A 19,411-nucleotide genomic window follows, 5' to 3' on the forward strand; every position below is an offset into this window, starting at 1 on the left:
CAGCGTCGGACGATTTCACGAAGGCCGCGCCTCAACTGGAAACGCTGTCACCCCCATCCCCAACCCTTCCCCCATCAAAGGGGGAAGGGGGCACACATACGACATCACTACTGCCCCGGCGCGATCACCGCCCGGCCGGCGTCCGACCGCGCATTGAGGCTGGGGCGGTACATGTCCTTGGCCACCGCGCCCGGCAGGAAGAACTCACCCGGCGTCACCGCCCGCGCCACATAGGCCAGGGCGAAGGGCTTGTTGCCCTCCAGGTCCATGGCCGCGATGAAGCGGTCGTCGCGGCTTTCCTGCACGTCGGCGCCGGTCAGCTCGCCCAGGAACCGGTACGGGCCGTTCTGGGCGTCGTCGGCGCCGAGCGTGGTCTCGATCTCGAAGCCAGCCGGCAGGGCGTCGTCGACCACAAGAGCGGTCGAGCGGGCCTGCATCGAGCGGCCGGAGACCAGCACGATGATCCGGTCGCCCTGACGGATCGCGGCGGGATCCACCGCCGCGCCGGTCATCGACAGCAGGCGCTTGCTGACGAACAGGCCGTTGGCCTCGGCGCCCGGCGCGGCGGTCGGCGTGCCGCGCACGCTGACCGTGCGCCACAGCGCGCCCTTGCCGGTGTTGGTGAACCGGCTGTCGGCCAGCTTGCCCACCGCCCAGCGCGGCGCGCCACCGGCCGGCGGCAGGGCCACGGCCCCCTTGGCATCGATCGAGATCGGGCCGGCCGCCTTCAGCAGGGCGAAGGCCGCGTGCAGCACCGCCGCCTGTTCCTGGGTGTTGAGGGCGTCGGGATCCTTGACCACGTTTTCGAGGCGGCCCTGCAACTGGCGGGCGATGTCGCCCTGACCGGACTCGACGGCCAGAGCGGTCAGCCCCGCCACGTCGCGCAGCGGGCTCTGGTACCAGTCCTGATCGTCGCGATAGCCCAGCGACTTGACCGCCTGGCGCATGGCCGAGCGGGCCCGGGCGTTGTCGCCCATCCGGGCCAGGCCGGCGGCGACATAGGCCTTGGCCATGGGCTGGTCCTCGTCCTTCATCTGCACGTCGTGCCACCAGCGCAGGCGGGCCAGGTCGCCCCGACCGCCCTTGGCCATCACATAGAGGGCATAGGCCGAGGCCCGGCGGCGCATGCGTTCGGTGGCCTTCTTCGACTGCTCGGGCGTCGCCGCCCACCATTCGGGATACTCCATCCGGTAGGAGACCGAGGCCCAGCCGTCGGGGCGGCTGATCTGGCGCATGGCGTTCATGGCCTTGTCGATGGCCGCGTCCGGCACCGCCACGCCCTGGGCCCGGGCTTCCAGCAGGAAGTCGGTCGTATAGGCGCCCAGCCAGGCGTCGGCTTCGCCGTCGCCCACCCGCCAGAGCCCGAAGGCGCCGTCGAGGGTCTGACGGTCCAGCAGCTTGCCCACCGCGCCGGCCAGGGCCGCTGGGGTGCGTTTCAGCTTGGGATCACTGGTCAGGCTCTGGGCGTACAGCAGCGGATAGGCGGTCGAGACCAGCTGCTCGGTGCAGCCATAGGGATAGCGTTGCAGGGCCACCGCGATGGCCGCCGGGTCGAAGCCCTTGAACGGCGAATAGCTGACCTGCAGCGTCACGTCCCCGGCCGCCAGTCCGCTCATCAGGGCGTAGGAGGGCGTATAGGCCGCGCCGGGCTGCTGCAGCTCGGTTGTCGTGCGGACGATATCGCCCCAGCCCAGGCGGGTCTGGATCGGATAATCCTTACTGGTCGCGAAGCCGGGCCCGGCCACCTTGAAGCCGATCTTGCCGATGCCGGTGACGTCGGGCGCCAGGAAGGGGATCTTTTCGGCGATCCGCTGACCCAGGATCAGCTGGAACACCTTCCTGAACGCCACCTTCAGTCCGCCCGACGAGAAGGCCTCGGCGGTATAGGCGCCGGGTTTGCCCTCGACATTGTGCAGTTCCAGCGTGGCCATGGCCTTGTCGCCGGGGGCCAGGAAGCGCGGCAGGTTGAGGTCGGCCACCACCGGCTGGCGCACGGTCAGGGGCTTGGAGCCCGAACCCACGGCGGTGTCGGTCCAGGCCACGGCCATCAGGCGCAGCTCGCCGTTGAAGTCGGCGGCCGGCAGCTTGACCACCGCCTTGCCGTCCAGGCCGGTCTCGACCACGCCCGACCACAGGGCCACGGTCTTGATCGGGGTGACGGTCAGGCCCTCGCCGCCTACCTCGTCGGCGCCGAAATTGACATTGGCCGGCGCGCCCAGGTTCGGATCGAGCAGACGGCCATAGTCGTCGCGATAGTCGACGCCCAGGGCCCGCTTGCCGAAGTACCATTTCACCGGATCGGGACTGTCCTGACGGGTCAGGCGCAGTATGCCCTCGTCCACCGCCGCGATGGTGACGTGGGCGCGCTGGCCAAGGCCCAGGCCCTTCACCGCCACGGGGATCTCGACCGGGGCCTTGGAGTCGATCTTCACCGGCGTGCCCAGATCGACGGTCAGCTTCCGGCTCTTGGGATCCAGCGGCACATAAACGAGGCCCAGGGCGCGGCGGGGCTTGGGCGAGGCGACCGGGTCGCGCGGCTGGATGACGCTGACCATCACATAGGCCCCGCCGCCCCAGGCGGCCGAGGTCTTCAGGCGCACAGTCGTGCCGTTCTCGCCGACGGTGACGGTCTTCAGGTCGATCAGGCGGTCGGTGGCGACGGCGATCTGAGCCTCGCCGGCATAGGGCGGCTTGAGCGTGATCTCGACCGTATCGCCCTGCACGTAAGCCTTGGTCCCGGCGCTGACGCGCACGAAGTCCGGCGCCTCGGCGTCCTTGGCGGGCGAGCCCCAGCCGGCGGCGAAGCGGGTGACAGTGCGGGAGCCATCGGCGCCCTCGACCACCAGGCGATAGTCGCCCCAGCCCAGGCGGCGCGTGAAGCGGGCCGGATCGCCGGCGCCGATGTTGACCGTAGCCTTGGCCACCACCGCGTCGCGGCTGGTGCGCCGCCACTGCCAGCGGCCGTCCTGCTGGAACCAGTCATAGTCCCAGTTCTCGCTGATCAGGGTGTAGGTCGCGGTCGCGCCCACCCGCTTGCCGGCGGCGTTGACGGCGATGATGTTCAGGCTGATCGGCGGGTCGCCCTTTGCGGCCTGACCCTGATCGACCTTGACCCCGAAATACAGCGGCTTGGCGCGGACCTTCAGGTCCAGGCCTTCGCGCACCGGACGGCCGCCCGGCTCGAACACCGAGGTGGTGACGGCGGCGACCAGCGGCTGGGCCGTGTCACCGGCCAGATCGCTGGCGACGGACAGCACGGCGCGGCCCTCGCCGTCGGTGACCGTCGTGCCCAGCTCCAGGAACTTCTCCTCGAACGGCTTGTCGGCGTCGCCCCAGACATAGTCCTTGAAGGCGGGGAACGGATCGGCATCGGCGCGCAGCCGCGCCTCGCCCTGCGTCTGCAGGCCGGCGCCCGGCGCGCCATAGAGGAAGCGGGCCGAGACATCGACCTTGCGGGTCTCGCCCACGCCCAGCGGAATGGACTCCTGGCCCGTGGCGGTGACGGCCAGGCGTTGCGGCGCGAAATCCTCGACGCTGAAGGTCAGGCTGCCCGAGGCCGCCTCGATGCCCTCGATCTTCAGTTCGGCCACCCAGCGCCCGCGCGGCGCCGAGCGCGGCAGGGCGATGTCGGCCAGCACGGCGCCGGCATTGGCGTTGCTGAACGGATAGCGCTTGAACTCCACGCCCGAGGGCCGCTTGACGATGATCTCGCCCTTGCGGTCGTTGACGGCCTTGGCCAGGCGGTCGCGAACCATGGCGGTCAGGTGGACGGTCTCGCCGGGCCGATAGATGCCGCGGTCGGCATAGAGATAGCCGTCGATATCGGTGCGGGTCGAACGGCCGGCGGTGGCGCCCTCGCGCCCGCCCACGCCCTGCTTGGACAGGTCGACCGGCGAGCGGTCCAGGTCCAGCACCGCCAGGTCGCCCTGCGGTCCATAGGCCATAACCATCTTGGCCCGCTCGGAGCCTTCGCCGTTCAGCAGCGGACGCAGGAAGCGCACCCGGCCGTCGGCGTCGCTCTTGGCCTCGGCCAGGTCTTCACCGTCCTTGGCCACCAGGGCCACGCGGACTCCCGACAGGGTCTTGGCGCTCTTCAGCGAGCGGACCACCACGTCGAGGGATTCGGAGCCGTCATAGGCGATCATCGCCATGTCGGTGAACATGATCCAGCGGCGGGCCTGGGCGGGCGGCGTGTCGCCTTCGGAGTCGGGGTCGCGACCGCCCGAGGCGTCGCGCGCCTTGATCACATAGCCGCCGGCCTTCATGTCCTTCAGCACGGCGCCCAGCGGGAAGACGGTCGTGGCCTTCTGGCCGGCCGCGCCGGTGACCTGCACGACGCCCTTCCAGACCCGGCGGCCGTCCTCGCCCACGCTGTCGTCGCCATAGTCGCCGGCCCAGTCGCCTTCGCCGGTGGGATCGGGCGCGCTGATCGACTTGCGGACCAGATTGCGGTCGGCGACGCGCCAGACCTCGATGGCCAGGGTCTGGACATTGATGGTCTCGATGCCCACCCCGTCGGCGTCGTCGCGCGGCAGGATCACGCCGTCGCCGGCGAAGCCGACATAAGGAGGCTTTTCACCAAACGTGAAGTCGACATCGGCATTCGTGGCCAGGGTCTCGCCGCCCTTGCCGGGCAGGCCCTTGAGCAGGGTGACGCGGTGATCGGTGAAGCCGACCCCGCCGACGCACAGTTCGTCGCCCTTGACCCGCACGGCGGGCGTGCGGCCGATATCGGGCGAGATCAGCACATAGTCGGCATAGGCCTTGGACGGATCCAGCGCCTTGCTCATCCGCACGCAGGCCATCGGGTCCTGGCCGGAGCTGTCGATGCGGCTCTGCCAGACGGCGAAGCCTTCGGGCTTGGGGATGCCGCGACGCGGGGCGCCCGCCGACCGGGGCTTGCCGAACAGCGACCAGGCCTCGCCCTTGACCGGGGCCGAGGCGACGGCGCTCTTGTTTCCGCCGAACCAGCCCAGCTCGCCGGCCTTGCCGGTCAGCAGGCCGCCGCCGAAACCGATGACGAGGGCGCCGGCCGCGATGGCCGCCATGCGCACGCGCGCATCAGCGGACCAGCGCGCCCTCAGGCGCTCGATCAGCGTGGGCTGGGAAACGGGCGTCGGGGCGTCTGAACCGCTCGCGGGCGGCGTCTCGTCCATCGACATTCCACAATCCCCCGGTTCACCACGTTCGAAAATCGATGTGACGTGAAGCGGGGGGGCGGGTCAACGGGGCCTTAGCCCATGAATTCGACCTGGCCGGTCTGCAGGCTGTAGACGGCCGAGACCACCTTGAGCCGGCCCGCCGCGATGCGGCTGCTGAAGGCCTCATCGGCGGTCTTCAGGCGGTCGGCGATGTTCTTGGCGTTCTGGCGGATCGCGGCGTCCTGCAGGTCGGCCGGATGGCTTTCCTCGGCCTCGATCACGGCCGGCAGGATGGGCAGGGCCATGTCGAACAGGGCGCCGTGCAGGTGGGCGTGCTTGGTGGCGACATCCACCGCCGCACCGACCGCGCCGCACTTGGTGTGGCCCAGGACAACGACCAGCGGGGCGCCCAGATGCTCGACGGCGTAGAGGATCGAGCCCAGGCCCTCGCGGCTGACGGTCGAGCCGGCGGTGCGGACCACGAACAGCTCGCCCAGGGTGCAGTCGAAGACCAGTTCGGGCGGCACGCGGCTGTCGGAGCAGCCCACGATGACGGCGAAGGGCTTCTGGCCGTTGGACAGCTCATTGATCCGCGCCCAGCTGGGCAGGGCCATGCTGGCGCCGCCCCGGGCGAAGATGGCGTTGCCGTGCTTGAGACGACCCAGGGCCTCATTGGGATCGATCAGAACCTCGGGCGCATGGGTTTCGGCGGGCTTGGGATATTCGGCGACGGTGGATCGCACCGGCTCGGGCGCGGCATGCGCCGGGGCCGCCGCCCTGGGGCGTGGCGCGGCCTTGCGCGGCGCCGGCGCGTGATGGTCGTCGCCCTCGGCGAAGGCGGCCAGCGGCGCGCTGGCCAGTCCGGACGCCAGGGCGCCCAGCAAAAGTCTTCTCGAAACCATCTCGTCCCCCGACGCGGGTTGTCTGTCAGGCCAAGGACTAGAGAGACAAGGTTAACCGACCGTAGGTATTTGAGGCGCCGTCACAGCGGCAATTCAGCGCGCTTGACCACGGTGCGCAGGGCGATGCTGGAGCTGACCCGCACGACACCGGGGATCCGCGTCAGTTCCTGGGCGTGGATGCGCTCCAGATCGTCCACATCGCGCACCACCAACCGCAGCAGATAGTCCGAGCCACCGGTCATCAGATAGCACTCGGCCACCTCGCGGACACTGGCTATGGCCTTCTCGAAGGCGCTCAGGGTCGCCTCCGCCTGGGACGACAGGGTGACGGTGACGAAGACGCTGAGCGGCAGGCCCACGGCGCGCTCGTCGATCACGGCGGCGTAGCGGCCGATCACCCCGGCCTCCTCCAGCGCCCGCACCCGGCGAAGGCACGCGGACTCGGAAAGATTCACCGCCTCGGCCATTTCCACATAGCTGGCGCGGCCGCGTCGCTGGAGCAGGGTCAGGAGCTTGCGATCGAAAGCATCGAGGTCGATGGCGGGTTTCTTCATGTTTCACCGTGGTGACGCAAGATTCCTGCATATCATAGTTCTCACCGCATGAAATGCCCAAGGAACCTGCGGGCCGAGAGGCGTAAACCGGCATAAAGTCCTTCAGGAGGAAATCATCATGCGCGTCGGCGTCCCTTCAGAGATCAAACCGGGCGAACACCGGGTCGGGCTCACCCCCACGGCCGTTCGCGAATATGTCGGCCATGGCCACAGCGTGCTCGTCCAGTCCGGCGCCGGTCTCGGCGCGGGCTATTCCGACGCTGACTACCTGAAGGCCGGCGCGACCATCGCCGCCGACGCAGCGGCCGTGTTTTCCGGCGCGGACATGATCATCAAGGTCAAGGAACCGCAGAAGATCGAGTGGGAGAAGCTTGAGCCCCGCCACATCCTGTTCACCTATCTGCACCTGGCGCCCGATCCGGCCCAGACCGAAGGCCTGCTGAAGAGCGGCTGCGCGGCCATCGCCTATGAGACCGTGACCGACGCGCGCGGCGGCCTGCCGCTGCTGGCGCCGATGTCGGAAGTGGCCGGCCGGATCGCTGTGTTCTCCGCCGCCGAGACCCTGCTCAAACACAATGGCGGCATGGGCCTGCTGCTCTGCGGCGTGCCCGGCGTGCCCCCGGCCCGCGTGGCCGTGCTGGGCGGCGGCGTGGTCGGCTCCAACGCCGCGCGCATGGCCGCCGGCCTGGGCGCGGAGGTGGTGGTGCTGGAACGCTCCATCCCGCGCATGCGCGAGCTGGACGACCTCTATCAGGGCCGCATCCTGACCCGCTATTCGACCTTCGCGGCCGTGGAAGAAGAGATCCTGAAAGCCGACGTGATCATCGGCGCCGTACTGACCGCCGGCGCCGCCGCCCCCAAGCTGGTGCGTCGCGAGCACCTCAAGCAGATGAAGCCGGGCTCGGTGCTGGTGGACGTCTCGATCGACCAGGGCGGCTGTTTCGAGACCAGCAAGCCGACCACCCACGCCGAGCCGACCTACACGGTCGACGGCGTGGTGCACTACTGCGTGGCCAACATGCCCGGCGCCGCGCCGCGCACCTCGTCCGAAGCCCTGGGCAACGCCACCCTGCCGTTCGGCCTGGCCCTGGCCGACCACGGCCTGGACGCCCTGAAGACCAACGTCCATCTGGCGCGCGGTCTCAATGTGCTGAAGGGCGAGCTGACCCACCCGGCCGTCGCGCAGGCGCTGGGCAAGCCGTCGGTCGATCCCTACGGCGCCTGGAAGTAGATCCCGGACATGAAAAGGGCGCCGAGCGAATCCGCTCGGCGCCCTTTTTCTTGCCCGAAAGGTCGGATCAGGCCGCGAACCGCGTCAGGTCCTGGTGGCTTTCCACCAGGTCCAGCACGTCGGTCATGCAGAAGCCGGGATCGACCGGATGCAGGGCGTTGTAGATCGACCGGGCGAAGGCCAGGTCGGCGGCGGTCTTGACCCGCCAGTCCAGATGCGACCAGTCGCGGCGGGCCTTCAGGTGGGCCTGGCTGAAACGGGCGGGATCGTTGCGGATGGCAGCGGTCGGCGACACGCGGGCCGTCGGGTCGCGGGCCTCGGCGGCCGCGACGCGCAGGGCGTTGGCGGTGATCACCTCGACCTCGAGACCGGCCGGATAGGTGCGCTGGACCTGGTTGGACGTGTAGGCGGCGCCGCTGGCCAGGGCCAGGCGAACGGCCTCGTCCACAATGCCGGGATCGACGAACGGCGCGTCGCCCTTGATCCGCACCACATGGCTGACCGAGCTGATGGCTTCGGCGCAGCGGGCGATGCGGTCGAGGATGTCGACCCCCGCCCCGCGATGCACGGCATAGCCGCGCGAGACCACGAAGCCGGCAAGGGCGTCGTCGGAGGGGTCGTTGCTGGTGGCGACGATGATCTTGCTGGGACAGCGGGCGCTGCGCAGGCGCTCCAGCTGCCGGATGATCATCGGCTCGCCCTGGAGCGTGGCCATGGCCTTGCCGGGAAGGCGGCGGGAACCCATGCGGGCCTGCAGGACGGTAAGGATCACGTCGCTCTCCCCTGAAAGCTGTTGTTCCGCATAGCCTAGCTGTGAATGATAAAAGTCGAGTGAATCAAAGACTTACGCGCCATAAACCATGTTCCGGGGCGCGCGCGGCCGCCAGAGCTGGGCAGGCTTGGTACTGTCGGGATTGATTCGGGGAGTCGCCTAAGCGACCCAACGCCGCGGATCGAGGGCGACCGGGTCGTCGATGGCCATGTCGTCCCAGTCCAGATCCGGCGGCGGGCTGGAAGCGGCGGCGACCACGGCCGAGAGCTCGGCGGCGGAGGTGACGCCCACCAGGACGGCGCTGGCTTCGGGACGCGACAAGGCGAAACCCAGAGCGGCCTGCAGAGGATCGGAGCGGCCCTCGGCGATCATCCGTCGCACGCGCGACAGACGACCCGAGGCGCCCTTCAGCTGGGCCGGCACGCGATCGGGCGGCAGGAACAGCAGGCCATTGAGGAAGATCGAGCGCAGTTGCACCTCGACGCCCAGGCCGGCGATGCGGGCCAGGGAGCCATCGGCCAGCAGGCGCTGGTCGAGCAAAGACGCCGGAGCTTGAAGAATGTCGGGCTTGAAGCGACGGGCCACGCCGACCGGATCGTCGCTGGCGTGGGCCGAGACGCCGATCTTCTGGAACAGGCCCTCGTCGCGCAGGCGGGCCAGGCGGTCCCACAGGGCCGCGCCGTGCGGGCCGAACAGGTCCGAAGGCGAGTGGACGATGATGGCGTCGGCGCGTTCCAGGCCCAGGCGACGCAGGCTGCTGCGGGCCTCGGCCTCGACAAAGTCAGGACCCCGGTCCGCGCGGGCGGTCGACAGGGTGACGCGGAAATTGACCGGACGGGGAATGAGGTCGCCCAGAATGGATTCGGCGCGGCCATAGACGCCCGAGACGTCCAGAACCGACAGGTTTGAGCGGTGGGCGATGTTGAGGATGTCGCGGGCTTCGGCTTCAGGCGAGCGGCCGCGCGGCGACGACGTCATGCCATCGAGCCCGAACTGGGCGGCCGCGAGACCAAGCTTTGAGACCGAAATGGGCATGACCATCCGTAAGGAACGACACCTGTGTTCGGTGACCCTACGCGGCAAGGTTTGAAGAAGGCGTTTCTGGAACCTTGCCGAGGGGTTAAAGTCGGGGGGATGAACAGCTTTCAAACGGCCGCCGACTGGCCCCTCCACGGCATGGCCGACGACGCCCGCCCCGCCTTGCGGGCCGGGCTTTTGGCGGGTCCGACGGCCCTCGCCACCATTGTCGCCCTGGGCGGCGGCGGCCCGCGTCCGGTCGGGACGCAAATGGTGTTCGGAAAAAATATTGTTTCCGGTTTTCTGTCCGGCGGCTGCATCGAGGCCGATGTCGAGGGCCACGCCCTGGCCTGTCTCGAAGACGGCGCGCCCCGGCGGCTGATCTATGGCGAGGGCAGCCCCTGGCCCGACATCCGGCTGCTGTGCGGCGCGCGGATCGAGATCCTGGTCGAGCGCATCGCTCCCGATGATCCGGCAGCCGCGACACTGCTGCGTCTGGCCGACTGCCGATTTCCGGCGTTCTGGGTCAGCGACGGCGAACGACGCCAGTGCATGGAAGAGCCGATGGCGCCCTGGCCCGGCGCCTTCGAGCGGGCCTATGAGCCCGCGCCGCGTCTGGTGGTGGTCGGTGGCGACCCGACGGCCCTGGCCGTGGCCAGCCTGGGCGCGCAATCAGGCTTCGAAACCTTCCTGATCCGGCCCAAGGGCCCCGCCGCGCCACCGCCCCTGGCCGGCGTGACCTATAGCCGGGACGCGGCCACCGACGCCCTGGCCGACCTCGGCCTGGACGCCTGGACCTTCGTCGCCATCTGCGGCCACGACCTGGACATCGACCACGCCGCCCTGCTCGCCGCCCTGCCCTCCGACGCGCCCTATGTCGGCCTGCTGGGCGCCCGGCGTCGGCTGGGCGAGCGGATTGAACGCCTGAAGGCGGCGGGGCTGACCGATCAGGATCTCGCCAAGCTGCGCGCGCCGATCGGTCTGGACCTCGGCGGCAAGGCCCCGTTCGAGGTGGCGGTGGCGGTGATCGGCGAGATCATGGCGGCGCGGCACGGGCAGCCGGCGCTGGAGCGGCGGGCGGTGGAGGCGTGAACCCCGATCCGCCTCCCCGGCGAAAGCCGGGGCCCAGATCGAACCCACAGGGTTTCCAGGCTCGGTTGAGGCTGAAAGCGGATCATCCCCAAAGGCTCTGGATGAATCTGGGCCCCGGCTTTCGCCGGGGAGAGCGGGGATTATTAGGCCGTCCAGTCCCCCGACTTGCCGCCCGTCTTCTCGACCAGACGCACGGCCTCGATGACCATGCCCTTCTCGGCGGCTTTCAGCATGTCGTAGATCGTCAGGCAGGCCATCGAGACGGCGGTCAGGGCCTCCATCTCGACGCCGGTCGGGCCGGTGGTCTTGACCCGGGCGGTGACGGCCAGACCGCCCTCGCCCGGCTCGACCTCGACCACCACCTTGGACAGGGCCAGCGGGTGGCACAGGGGGATCAGGTTCGAGGTCTGCTTGGCCGCCATGACCCCGGCGATCTCGGCCACGGCGCGGACATCGCCCTTGCGGCCGGTTCCCGAGACGGCCAGCGCCAGGGTCTCGGGGCTCATCCGCACGAAGCCTACGGCCACCGCCTCGCGGGCCGTCTCGGGTTTGCCCGAGACATCGACCATGCGGGCCCGGCCCTGCTCGTCGATGTGGGTAAGCTTGCTCACTGTTCGAGCAGCCGAGGCATCAGCTCGACCATGTTGCAGGGCTTGTGGCGGCTGTCGAGCTGGGCGGAAATGACCTTGTCCCAGCCGTCGCGCACCGCGCCGTTGCTGCCCGGCAGGCAGAACACGAAGACGCCGTCGATCAGGCCGGCCGTGGCCCGCGACTGCAGGGTCGACAGGCCCACCGAGGCGTAGCTGACCATGTGGAAGATCACCGAGAAGCCGTCGATCTTCTTGTTGAACAGCGGCTCCAGCGCCTCGACCGTCACGTCGCGACCGGTCAGGCCGGTGCCGCCGGTGGTGACGATGGCGTCGACCTGGCCGCCGGCGATCCAGTTTCTGACCTGGTCGCGGATCTGCGGGATGTCGTCGCGGACCACCGCCCGGCCGCCCAGCTCATGGCCGGCCGCCTTGACGCGATCGACCAGCACCTGGCCGGAGGTGTCGCTTTCCTCGTCGCGGGTGTCGGAAATGGTCAGGATCGCCACGCGCACCGGCGTGAACGGAAGGTCCGGCTTGATCCCGCCGCCGGGGGTGAGGCCTGCTGCAGACATGATCTACTCCTGATCCCAACGCTTGGCGTCGGTCCTATCGCGGTCCGTCGGCTCGATCCAGCGGGCGCCGTTCGGGCCGTGTTCCTTCTTCCAGAACGGCGCCCGGCTTTTCAGCCAGTCCATCAGGAAGTCGCAGGCCTCGAAGGCCTCACGGCGGTGGCCGGCGGCGGTGGCCACGAAGACGATCGCCTCGCCGGGACCGATGCGGCCGGTGCGGTGGACGATGCGGTAGTCCTGCAGGGCGAAGCGCGCCCTGGCTGTCTCGGCGAACTCGGAAATCGCCACGTCGGTGAAGCCGGGATAGGCCTCCAGCTCCAGCGCCGCCGCCTGGCCCTGCTCGGCGCGGGCCAGACCAACGAAGCTGGCCACAGCGCCGGTCTCGTCGCGTCCGGCGCAGAATTCCGTCAGCAGGGCGCCGGGCTCGAACGGCTCTGCGGTGAGGGTGATCATCCGCCGCTCATCGGCGGCAGAAAGGCGACCTCGGTGGCGGCCAGCAACGCCGCCTCACCGCGCACCACGGTCTTGTCGACGGCCACCTGGACGCCCGGGCCGCTCAGGGCCTGAGCGAGGTCAGGATCGTCGTGGGCGATCAGGCCGCGCAACGCCGTAAGCGAGGTGGCCTCAAAGGCCCGGTCGCGCCAGCCGGCCTGGTCGGCCAGGCGTCCAAACAGCAGCACCCGCGCCATCGGTCAGCCGCCCGTCGTGGACATGTGGCGCGCCACGGCCGGCCGCGCGCCGGCGATCTGGAAGTCGTGGCCTTCCGGCTTGGACCCGATCGCGGCGAAGATCGCCTGCTCCAGCTGGGCGTCGGTCGCGCCGGCGCGGATCACGGCCCGCAGGTCCGAGGCGTCATCGCGGCCCAGGCAGGTGTGCAGGGTGCCGGTGCAGGTCAGGCGCACCCGATTGCAGGCCTCGCAGAAATTGTGGCTGAGCGGGGTGATGAAGCCCAGCCGCCCGCCGGTCTCGGCGATGCGGGTGTAGCGGGCCGGACCGCCGGTGGCGTAGGCAAGGTCTTCCAGGGTCCAGAACGAGGCCAGGTCGCGCCGCACGTCCTTCAGCGACAGGTACTGGTCGGTGCGATCCTCGTCGATCTCGCCGAGCGGCATGGTCTCGATCAGGGTCATGTCGCAGCCGCGCTGGTGGGCCCAGGTGATCAGGTCCGGCAGCTCGGCGGCATTGTCGTGCTTGAGGGCCACAGCGTTTATCTTGACCGCAATGCCGGCCGCCAGGGCCGCGTCGATCCCGCCGATCACCTGGACGACGTCGCCGCCCCGGGTCAGCCGCCTGAACAGGTCGGGCTTGAGGGTGTCGAGCGACACATTGATCCGCCGCACGCCATGGCGGGCCAGATCGTCGGCATATCTGGCCAGCTGGGTGCCGTTGGTGGTCAGGGTCAGCTCGTCCAGCGCCCCCGATCGCAGGTGGCGCGACAGGCAGGCGACCAGCTCCATGAAGCCCTTGCGCACCAGCGGCTCGCCGCCGGTCAGCCGCAGCTTGCGCACCCCCAGGCCGATGAAGGCGGAGGCGACGCGGTCCAGCTCCTCGAGCGTCAGCACCTGCGCCTTGGGCAGGAAGGTCATGTGCTCGGCCATGCAATAGACGCAGCGCAGGTCGCAGCGGTCGGTGACCGACACCCGAAGATAGGTGACGGCGCGGCCGAAACCGTCGATCAGACGGGGCGCGGCCAGGGCCGCTTGCGTGGGGCTGTCGTCATAGGGCGTCATGTCTGGGCACAGGATAGGCGTTGGGCGACATGGCGGAAAGCAAAAGCGGAAGGTTCGAGGCGATCGTCCTGGCCGCCGGCCTGGGCGCCCGCTTCGGCGGCGGCAAGCTGCTGGCGCCGTTTCGGGGTCGCCCCCTGATCGCCGGAGCGCTGAACGCCGCTCTCGAAAGCCCCGCACTATCGGTCGTGGTCGCGATCGGTGACGACGCCGCGCTGGAAACCACCCTCCTGGGACTGGTCGAGGACGCCGACCTGCGTGTGGTCAGGGTCGCCGATCCTACCCGGGGCATGGGCGCGTCGCTGGCCGCAGCCGCCCGGGCCGTGCCCGCCGACATCGACGGCGTCTTCGTGTTCCTGGGCGACATGCCGAGGGTCGGCCCCGGGATTGCGCCGGCCCTGGTCCGCGCTCTGGGCGGACGGGGCGGCATCGCCGCGCCGGTCCATGCGGGCCAGCGCGGTCATCCCGTGCTGTTCGGCGGCGACTGGATTCCGGCCCTTCGAGACCTCGACGGCGATGTCGGGGCCCAGGCGCTGATCCGTCAGGCCGGCGAGCGTTTCACCGCCGTCGAGACGGACGATCCCGGCGTTCTGTTCGACGTCGACCGGCCCGAGGACCTGAACCGCCCCTAGTGGCAGGTCCGCCGGCGCTCGAGAAGAATGGTGCGGATCTCGTCGATGATGCGGATCGCCCCTTCCGGGTCGCCGCGTTCTTCCAACGCGATCAGGCGCGGGATCAGGACGGCCAGGATGCGGCGCTGCTGAGGTCCCAGCGCATTGAGGCCGCGGGTGAATTCGGCGATCTCCTCGGCGGAGACGTCATGGACGAAGGTCCCGCTCATGGGCGACCCGCCGGGCCCGGACGGCCGAGAGTGTCGCAACCAGCAGGGCGACCAGCACGCCGTAGCTGAGCAGGGTCAGGCCTACGACAACCGTGGCGATGTAGATGCGCAGGTCGATGATCGACACGACATGCGAGGCCACGGCCATCATCTGGCAGGCCGCCGCGAACACGCTCCAGAGCCGGCGCGCCCTCAGGGAGACCCAGACCAGCAGGATCATGACCACCGCATCGATGATCATGACACCCCATTCGGGGCTGAGGGGATCGCGGATCTGGGCGAACGGCGTCGCGATCCAGCCGGCCAGATAGACCGCCGCCGCGACCCGGGCCCAGCGATCGCCCTTCCAGAGGGCGAAGCCGCAGACCAGCACGGCGACGCTGAGGGAAATCCACGGGGCGAGGGTTTGGTACACGGCATGGTCCCGACGCGAACTGGCGCGCGACCATGCCGTAAGCTGCACCGATAGAGAAGGGCAGGATCATGCCGCCCGACCGCCGTCAACCGCATGGAGGCCGCTCGTGCGGGGCACATCCGGCGGCTTGTCCATTTGGCCGACAGACACCGTGCGGCAGCCGATCTGCTCGCGCACCGCCTGCAGGCCGTTGTGGGCGCGAATGATGGTGCGGCGCGCCGAGAGGATGTGGGCCAGGGTCTCGCCCAGGTCGTCCACCGCGTCCTGCCCGATCACCGCCGACAGATTGGCCTCCAGCCGCAGGGTCGGCAGCAGGCCGACCAGCTCGGCCGTTTCGCGCAGGGCCGCGTCGATCGCCGCCTCGGCGCGCATCAGTTTCTGGGCCCCGGCGCGGGCCGCATCGCTCCGTTTCATGCAAGACTCTCCGGTCACGCGGAGGTCATCCGCGCGTTCAAGATCTCGATTTCTGGGATTTCGCCCCCGTCGCTAGCGGGCGGGCGGCGGGCTCCAACCCTCGCGGAACCGCTGGAGGGCGTAGAGGAAGTCGTGGGCTCCGGTGGTCAGGGCGCCGAGCAGAAGTCCGCCCAGGATCGCCAGCCCAACGATGAGGCCCAGCCATTGCAGGGGAGTCAGGTCATCGCGCCAGCTCCTTCCTGCTCGTTGCGCAGCGGCCGGTCGTCCGACAGAAAGGCTGTCGCCGCCAGCACGCGCAGCAGAAGCTTGGACGGCGGATCGCCCGCCGTCTGCGACTTCCTGAGGGCCGACACCGTCTCGGAAACCAGCCGGCCCCGTTCCGGCGTTCCCGCCAGCAGGGTCAGCCCCTCTTCCAGCGACTGCCAGCTGGCGATGAAGAAGCCCGAGCCCTCCGGGCGCATCCGCGCCGTGTCCCGGATCTGATTGTCGTTCATGATCGTTCCCACCTGTCCGGTGAGAAGAGACCCGCGCCGCGGCCAGGGCTAGGTCGCCTGATTGCCTACGGTAGTCATTGCCGGGGTCCGTCGCCTCCCAGGCCATGAAGGCCAGGGCCGCGTCACGGCGGCTGAGGCCAGACAGGCGGCGACGCGCGCTGAGCACGTGCATCTCGACCGTCTTGGGCGAGAGGCTGAGCAGCCGGGCGATTTCCTTGGACTGCAGATGGCTGGCGATCAGACGCAGGATCTCCCGCTCACGCGGAGTCAGACGTTCAAAGCCTGCGGTATCGCCGGGTTCCACCATGACGACAGCATGCGGCCAGCTTCGCGCGACGTCCAGCGCAAGCGATGCGCTGGACGTCACAAGATCAGGCTGTCGTCGTAAAGGGCAGGCGCGCGGTCGGCTTGCTCGTCGCGGCCAGCAGGGCGTTGGCCACGGCGGGCGCGATCACCGGCGTGCCCGGCTCGCCCACGCCGCTGGGCGCATTGCCCGACGCGACGATATAGGTCTCGACCGTCGGGGCCTCGTTGAAGCGCAGAACGCGATAGCCGTCGAAATTGGTCTGATCGACCGCGCCGTCGGTCAGGGTGATCTCGCCGAACAACGCCGCCGAGAGGCCGTAGCAGGTTCCACCTTCCATCTGGGCGGCGATCTGGTCGGGCGAGATGGCCACGCCACAGTCGATGGCGGTGACCACGCGGCCGACCTTGGGCGCGCCGTCGACCAGCTTGACCTCGGCCACCTGGGCGACCACCGAGCCGAAGCTCTCATGCACCGCCACGCCCCGGCTCCAGCCGGCGGTCGGCGCGGGGCCGGCCTTTTCCATGGCCAGGTTCAGCGCCGCCAGATGCCGGTCGGCGCCGGCCTTGGCGTAGAGCGCCCGGCGATACTCAACCGGATCCTTGCCAGCCTTGCGGGCCAGCTGGTCGATGGTGTGCTCCATGACGAAGGCGGTGTGGGTCGCGCCCACCGAACGCCACCACAGCACCGGCACGCCCACGTCAGGCAAGGCGAGCTGGGCGTCGACGATCGGCGTGGCCTTCAGATAGGGCGAGCCGGCCGTACCCTCGATGGCGGTCTGGTCCGGGCCTTTGCCGCCCATCGGCGAGCCCTTCATGATCGACTGGCTGACGATGCGGTGGCGCCAGGCGGCCGGATAGCCGTCCTTGTCGAGGCTGATCTTGACGGCGTGCACCACCAGCGGCCGGAAATAGCCGGCGCGCATGTCGTCCTCGCGGGTCCAGACCAGTTTCACCGGCCGGCCCTTGCCGACCTTCTTGGCGATGTGGACGCATTCGGCGGTATAATCGGACTGGAAGGTGGCGCGCCGGCCAAACGAGCCGCCGGCGAACAGGGTCTCGATCTCGACCGAGCCCGGCAGGGTCCCGACGATCTTGGCCGCGTTCAGCTGGTCCAGGGTCTGACCCTGCGAACCAAAGGTCAGCTTGACCTTGGAGCCGTCCACGGCCGCGACGCAGTTCATCGGCTCCATGGTGGCGTGGGCCAGATAGGGGAACTCATAGGTCGCCTCGAACACCCTGGCGCCCTTGGCGTTACCGATGACCGCCGCGTCGCCCTTGGAATCGAAGCCTTCCCATCTCAGGTCGGCCGGGCCCTTGCCGGCGGCGATGTCGCGGAAGGACGACGCAATGGCCGATGAGCTACGCTTCTCGGCCTTGTCCTCGTTCCATTCCAGCTTCAGCGCCTCGCGGCCCATGCGGGCGGCATAGGTGGACTGGGCCACCACCGCGACGCCGGTCGGGATCTCGAAGACGTCGACAACGCCCGGGACCTTTTTGGCCTCGGCCGCATCGAAGCTTTTGATCTTGCCGCCAAAGCGCGGCGCATGGGCGACCATGGCGATCAGCATGTCGGGCAGGCGGACATCCTGGGTGAAGCGCGCCGTGCCGTCGCTCTTGGCCTGCGAGTCCTTGCGGCGCACCCGGTCGGTGCCGATCAGGGTGAAGGTCTTGGGATCCTTCAGAGGCGGGTTGGCGATCGGCGTGATCTTGGCGGCGTCGGTCAACAGCTCGCCGAAGCCGGCGGTCTTGCCCGACTTGTGGCTGACGACGCTGTCCTTGACGGCGATCTCGCCGGCAGGAACGCTCCACCTGGTCGCGGCGGCCTGGACGAACATCGCCCGTGTGGCGGCGCCGGCCTTGCGCAGCTGATCCCAGGAATTGGAAATCGCCGACGAGCCGCCGGTCAGCTGCACCCCGGCGGTGCCGTTGGCATAGAGCTTGGCGTTGGCCGGGGCCTGCTCGACCATGACCCGCGTCCAGTCGGCGTCCAGCTCCTCGGCGACGATGGCCGCCAGGCCGGCATGGTTGCCCTGGCCGAACTCGATATGTTTGGAGATCACCGTCACGGCGCCGTCGGCCGCGACCTTGATGAAGGGCCCGAAGGCGCCGACCTCGACCTTGGAGCCGGCGCTCATGATGTCGGCCGGCGAGCAGCCGACCACCAGGGCGCCGCCGACCAGGGCCGCGCCGACCACCACGTCGCGGCGGCTGACGGCGTCCTGGGCGCCGAACTTGTTCATGGGTCCGTTCATCGGCCGGCTCCACGGCTGGTCGCGCCGGTGGCGGCGGCGATGGCTTCATCGATGTCGGTGTGCGGCAGGCCGACCGCTGCAGTGGTCGACGGCGGCAGGCCCGCGGCGTCCTTGATGGCGGCGCGGATGCGCTGATAGGTGCCGCAGCGACAGATATTGCCGCTCATGGCCTCGTCGATCTGCTCGTCGCTGGGCGCCTTGTTCTGCTCGATCAGGGCGGCGGCCGACATGATCTGACCCGACTGGCAGTAGCCGCACTGCGGCACGTCGTGCTTGACCCAGGCCTGCTGCAACGGATGCGATCCGCCCAGGCCTTCGATGGTGGTGATCTTGACGCCGACAAGGCCCTCGATGGGGGTGACGCACGACCGGATCGGCTGGCCGTCCACATGCACCGTGCAGGCGCCGCACTGGGCGACTCCGCAGCCGAACTTGGTTCCGGTCAGGCCCAGCTCGTCCCGCAGGACCCAGAGCAGGGGTGTCGCGGGATCGGCCTGGACCGTCACCGCCTTGCCGTTCACGTCGAGAGTCGCGGCCATATGTCTTCGCCTCCAACCGAGCTCGGGCCGGGGCGCGACCCTGCTAGAAGCCCAAACCTAACACTGTTCACACCGGTGGCGACCAGCAATATTTCACCGGCGAGCGCCGTCTTTCGCGGCGCGGTTGAAACCGATCGTGCGAAAGCTGGAGCCGGGCGATGAGAGGGGGCGCGAAGCGACCGCGAAACCGACTATGCTCACCACGCCGCCTGCTTCGCGGCCGCCGCCCCTGGAGTTGACCTTGCGCCGCCTTGTGCTTGCCTTGACCGTGGTCGGCCTGGTCCTTTCGGCCTGCGCCACCGGCCAGCCGGGACCGGCCATCACCACGCCGGTGACCTATGGCTGCGCCAGGGGCAAGAGCTTCGAGGCGACCTATCCGGCCAACGGCAGGAAGGCCATTGTCTCGGCCGGCGGCGTGACCAAGACCCTGCCCCTGGCGCGCTCGGCCTCCGGCGCGCGCTACGCCAAGGGCGCGTTTGAGATCTGGGGCAAGGGCGACAGCGCCCGCCTCTCGGGATTCCCGGGTGGACCTTATGACAATTGCCAGGCCCGCTGAGG

The 19,411-nt window shown here is 69.5% G+C and carries 20 protein-coding genes and 1 pseudogene; 4 read left to right on the forward strand and 17 right to left on the reverse strand.

Annotated elements, in window-relative coordinates:
• Window positions 1-107: 107 nt before the first annotated feature.
• The 3 genes from ACW17V_RS19170 to ACW17V_RS19180 form a co-directional block, all read right to left on the reverse strand.
• A complete protein-coding gene (locus ACW17V_RS19170) occupies window positions 108-5,048 on the reverse strand; it encodes an alpha-2-macroglobulin family protein (protein WP_492108833.1) in 4,941 nt (1,646 codons plus the stop codon).
• A gap of 185 nt (window positions 5,049-5,233) precedes the next feature.
• Window positions 5,234-6,043: a carbonic anhydrase gene (locus ACW17V_RS19175; RefSeq protein WP_492106624.1), complete on the reverse strand. Its 810-nt coding sequence runs from the start codon at window positions 6,041-6,043 to the stop codon at window positions 5,234-5,236.
• 80 nt (window positions 6,044-6,123) lie between these two features.
• Complete coding sequence (locus ACW17V_RS19180; RefSeq protein ID WP_492106625.1) at window positions 6,124-6,597, reverse strand: Lrp/AsnC family transcriptional regulator; 474 nt, start codon at window positions 6,595-6,597, stop codon at window positions 6,124-6,126.
• A 118-nt stretch (window positions 6,598-6,715) separates the two neighbouring features.
• Here ACW17V_RS19180 and ald point away from each other — a divergent pair, with 118 nt between their 5' ends.
• A complete protein-coding gene (ald, locus tag ACW17V_RS19185; RefSeq protein WP_492106626.1) occupies window positions 6,716-7,828 on the forward strand; it encodes an alanine dehydrogenase in 1,113 nt (370 codons plus the stop codon).
• Window positions 7,829-7,895: 67 nt separating this feature from the next.
• Here the strand turns inward: ald and ACW17V_RS19190 are convergent, their stop codons facing one another.
• Both ACW17V_RS19190 and ACW17V_RS19195 read right to left on the reverse strand, forming a co-directional pair.
• Window positions 7,896-8,600: a glycosyltransferase family protein gene (locus tag ACW17V_RS19190; RefSeq protein WP_492106627.1), complete on the reverse strand. Its 705-nt coding sequence runs from the start codon at window positions 8,598-8,600 to the stop codon at window positions 7,896-7,898.
• Window positions 8,601-8,759: 159 nt separating this feature from the next.
• The gene (locus ACW17V_RS19195; RefSeq protein WP_492106628.1) at window positions 8,760-9,635 is read right to left on the reverse strand and encodes a bifunctional regulator KidO; all 876 of its coding nucleotides are present in this window, start codon (window positions 9,633-9,635) and stop codon (window positions 8,760-8,762) included.
• A gap of 99 nt (window positions 9,636-9,734) precedes the next feature.
• Here ACW17V_RS19195 and ACW17V_RS19200 point away from each other — a divergent pair, with 99 nt between their 5' ends.
• The gene (locus ACW17V_RS19200; protein ID WP_492106629.1) at window positions 9,735-10,709 is read left to right on the forward strand and encodes an XdhC family protein; all 975 of its coding nucleotides are present in this window, start codon (window positions 9,735-9,737) and stop codon (window positions 10,707-10,709) included.
• A gap of 143 nt (window positions 10,710-10,852) precedes the next feature.
• Here the strand turns inward: ACW17V_RS19200 and moaC are convergent, their stop codons facing one another.
• The 5 genes from moaC to moaA are packed head-to-tail and all read right to left on the reverse strand — an operon-like array spanning window position 10,853 to window position 13,595.
• A complete protein-coding gene (gene moaC / locus ACW17V_RS19205; protein WP_492106630.1) occupies window positions 10,853-11,320 on the reverse strand; it encodes a cyclic pyranopterin monophosphate synthase MoaC in 468 nt (155 codons plus the stop codon).
• Entirely contained in the window at window positions 11,317-11,871 is a 555-nt protein-coding gene (moaB, locus tag ACW17V_RS19210) for a molybdenum cofactor biosynthesis protein B (protein ID WP_492056134.1), read from the reverse strand. The genes moaC and moaB overlap by 4 nt, the downstream gene beginning before the upstream one ends.
• Window positions 11,872-11,874: 3 nt before the next feature.
• A complete protein-coding gene (locus tag ACW17V_RS19215) occupies window positions 11,875-12,321 on the reverse strand; it encodes a molybdenum cofactor biosynthesis protein MoaE (RefSeq protein WP_492106631.1) in 447 nt (148 codons plus the stop codon).
• A complete protein-coding gene (locus ACW17V_RS19220; RefSeq protein ID WP_492106632.1) occupies window positions 12,318-12,557 on the reverse strand; it encodes a MoaD/ThiS family protein in 240 nt (79 codons plus the stop codon). The genes ACW17V_RS19215 and ACW17V_RS19220 overlap by 4 nt, the downstream gene beginning before the upstream one ends.
• A 3-nt stretch (window positions 12,558-12,560) precedes the next feature.
• Entirely contained in the window at window positions 12,561-13,595 is a 1,035-nt protein-coding gene (moaA, locus tag ACW17V_RS19225) for a GTP 3',8-cyclase MoaA (protein WP_492106633.1), read from the reverse strand.
• A 29-nt stretch (window positions 13,596-13,624) separates the two neighbouring features.
• On the opposite strand from moaA, the gene ACW17V_RS19230 reads away from it, so the two are divergent.
• The gene (locus ACW17V_RS19230; protein ID WP_492106634.1) at window positions 13,625-14,224 is read left to right on the forward strand and encodes a nucleotidyltransferase family protein; all 600 of its coding nucleotides are present in this window, start codon (window positions 13,625-13,627) and stop codon (window positions 14,222-14,224) included.
• Here the strand turns inward: ACW17V_RS19230 and ACW17V_RS19235 are convergent.
• The 7 genes and pseudogenes from ACW17V_RS19235 to ACW17V_RS19265 all read right to left on the reverse strand — a co-directional run bounded on the left by ACW17V_RS19235 (window position 14,221) and on the right by ACW17V_RS19265 (window position 18,853).
• Window positions 14,221-14,433: a hypothetical protein gene (locus ACW17V_RS19235; RefSeq protein WP_492106635.1), complete on the reverse strand. Its 213-nt coding sequence runs from the start codon at window positions 14,431-14,433 to the stop codon at window positions 14,221-14,223. The two genes, ACW17V_RS19230 and ACW17V_RS19235, sit on opposite strands and share 4 nt — an antisense overlap.
• Window positions 14,411-14,848, reverse strand: coding sequence for a hypothetical protein (locus ACW17V_RS19240; RefSeq protein ID WP_492106636.1), 438 nt, complete (start codon window positions 14,846-14,848; stop codon window positions 14,411-14,413). The genes ACW17V_RS19235 and ACW17V_RS19240 overlap by 23 nt, the downstream gene beginning before the upstream one ends.
• Before the next feature lie 66 nt (window positions 14,849-14,914).
• Window positions 14,915-15,262: a hypothetical protein gene (locus tag ACW17V_RS19245; RefSeq protein ID WP_492106637.1), complete on the reverse strand. Its 348-nt coding sequence runs from the start codon at window positions 15,260-15,262 to the stop codon at window positions 14,915-14,917.
• 215 nt (window positions 15,263-15,477) lie between these two features.
• The gene (locus tag ACW17V_RS19250) at window positions 15,478-15,756 is read right to left on the reverse strand and encodes a hypothetical protein (RefSeq protein ID WP_492106638.1); all 279 of its coding nucleotides are present in this window, start codon (window positions 15,754-15,756) and stop codon (window positions 15,478-15,480) included.
• Between the two features lie 172 nt (window positions 15,757-15,928).
• Window positions 15,929-16,063: pseudogene (locus ACW17V_RS19255) on the reverse strand (LuxR C-terminal-related transcriptional regulator); the annotation flags it as partial.
• A 64-nt stretch (window positions 16,064-16,127) separates the two neighbouring features.
• Window positions 16,128-18,314, reverse strand: coding sequence for a xanthine dehydrogenase family protein molybdopterin-binding subunit (locus ACW17V_RS19260; protein WP_492106639.1), 2,187 nt, complete (start codon window positions 18,312-18,314; stop codon window positions 16,128-16,130).
• Entirely contained in the window at window positions 18,311-18,853 is a 543-nt protein-coding gene (locus ACW17V_RS19265) for a (2Fe-2S)-binding protein (RefSeq protein ID WP_492106640.1), read from the reverse strand. Before ACW17V_RS19265 ends, ACW17V_RS19260 begins: the two co-directional genes overlap by 4 nt.
• Window positions 18,854-19,094: 241 nt before the next feature.
• Here ACW17V_RS19265 and ACW17V_RS19270 point away from each other — a divergent pair, with 241 nt between their 5' ends.
• Window positions 19,095-19,409, forward strand: a complete 315-nt coding sequence (locus ACW17V_RS19270; RefSeq protein ID WP_492106641.1) for an MliC family protein — start codon at window positions 19,095-19,097, stop codon at window positions 19,407-19,409.
• Window positions 19,410-19,411: the final 2 nt, after the last annotated feature.

It is taken from the genome of Caulobacter sp. FV2ye17ST (assembly GCF_058680955.1).

Coding starts and splice junctions, on each gene's coding strand:
- ACW17V_RS19200 (WP_492106629.1), top strand. CDS start 9,735: ATGAACAGCTTTCAAACGGCCGCCGACTGGCCCCTCCACGGCATGGCC.
- ACW17V_RS19195 (WP_492106628.1), bottom strand. CDS start 9,635: ATGCCCATTTCGGTCTCAAAGCTTGGTCTCGCGGCCGCCCAGTTCGGG.
- ACW17V_RS19235 (WP_492106635.1), bottom strand. CDS start 14,433: ATGAGCGGGACCTTCGTCCATGACGTCTCCGCCGAGGAGATCGCCGAA.
- ACW17V_RS19245 (WP_492106637.1), bottom strand. CDS start 15,262: ATGAAACGGAGCGATGCGGCCCGCGCCGGGGCCCAGAAACTGATGCGC.
- ACW17V_RS19230 (WP_492106634.1), top strand. CDS start 13,625: ATGGCGGAAAGCAAAAGCGGAAGGTTCGAGGCGATCGTCCTGGCCGCC.
- ACW17V_RS19170 (WP_492108833.1), bottom strand. CDS start 5,048: ATGGCGGCCATCGCGGCCGGCGCCCTCGTCATCGGTTTCGGCGGCGGC.
- ACW17V_RS19215 (WP_492106631.1), bottom strand. CDS start 12,321: ATGATCACCCTCACCGCAGAGCCGTTCGAGCCCGGCGCCCTGCTGACG.
- ald (WP_492106626.1), top strand. CDS start 6,716: ATGCGCGTCGGCGTCCCTTCAGAGATCAAACCGGGCGAACACCGGGTC.
- ACW17V_RS19260 (WP_492106639.1), bottom strand. CDS start 18,314: ATGAACGGACCCATGAACAAGTTCGGCGCCCAGGACGCCGTCAGCCGC.
- ACW17V_RS19220 (WP_492106632.1), bottom strand. CDS start 12,557: ATGGCGCGGGTGCTGCTGTTTGGACGCCTGGCCGACCAGGCCGGCTGG.
- ACW17V_RS19180 (WP_492106625.1), bottom strand. CDS start 6,597: ATGAAGAAACCCGCCATCGACCTCGATGCTTTCGATCGCAAGCTCCTG.
- ACW17V_RS19250 (WP_492106638.1), bottom strand. CDS start 15,756: ATGAACGACAATCAGATCCGGGACACGGCGCGGATGCGCCCGGAGGGC.
- moaA (WP_492106633.1), bottom strand. CDS start 13,595: ATGACGCCCTATGACGACAGCCCCACGCAAGCGGCCCTGGCCGCGCCC.
- ACW17V_RS19175 (WP_492106624.1), bottom strand. CDS start 6,043: ATGGTTTCGAGAAGACTTTTGCTGGGCGCCCTGGCGTCCGGACTGGCC.
- moaB (WP_492056134.1), bottom strand. CDS start 11,871: ATGTCTGCAGCAGGCCTCACCCCCGGCGGCGGGATCAAGCCGGACCTT.
- ACW17V_RS19265 (WP_492106640.1), bottom strand. CDS start 18,853: ATGGCCGCGACTCTCGACGTGAACGGCAAGGCGGTGACGGTCCAGGCC.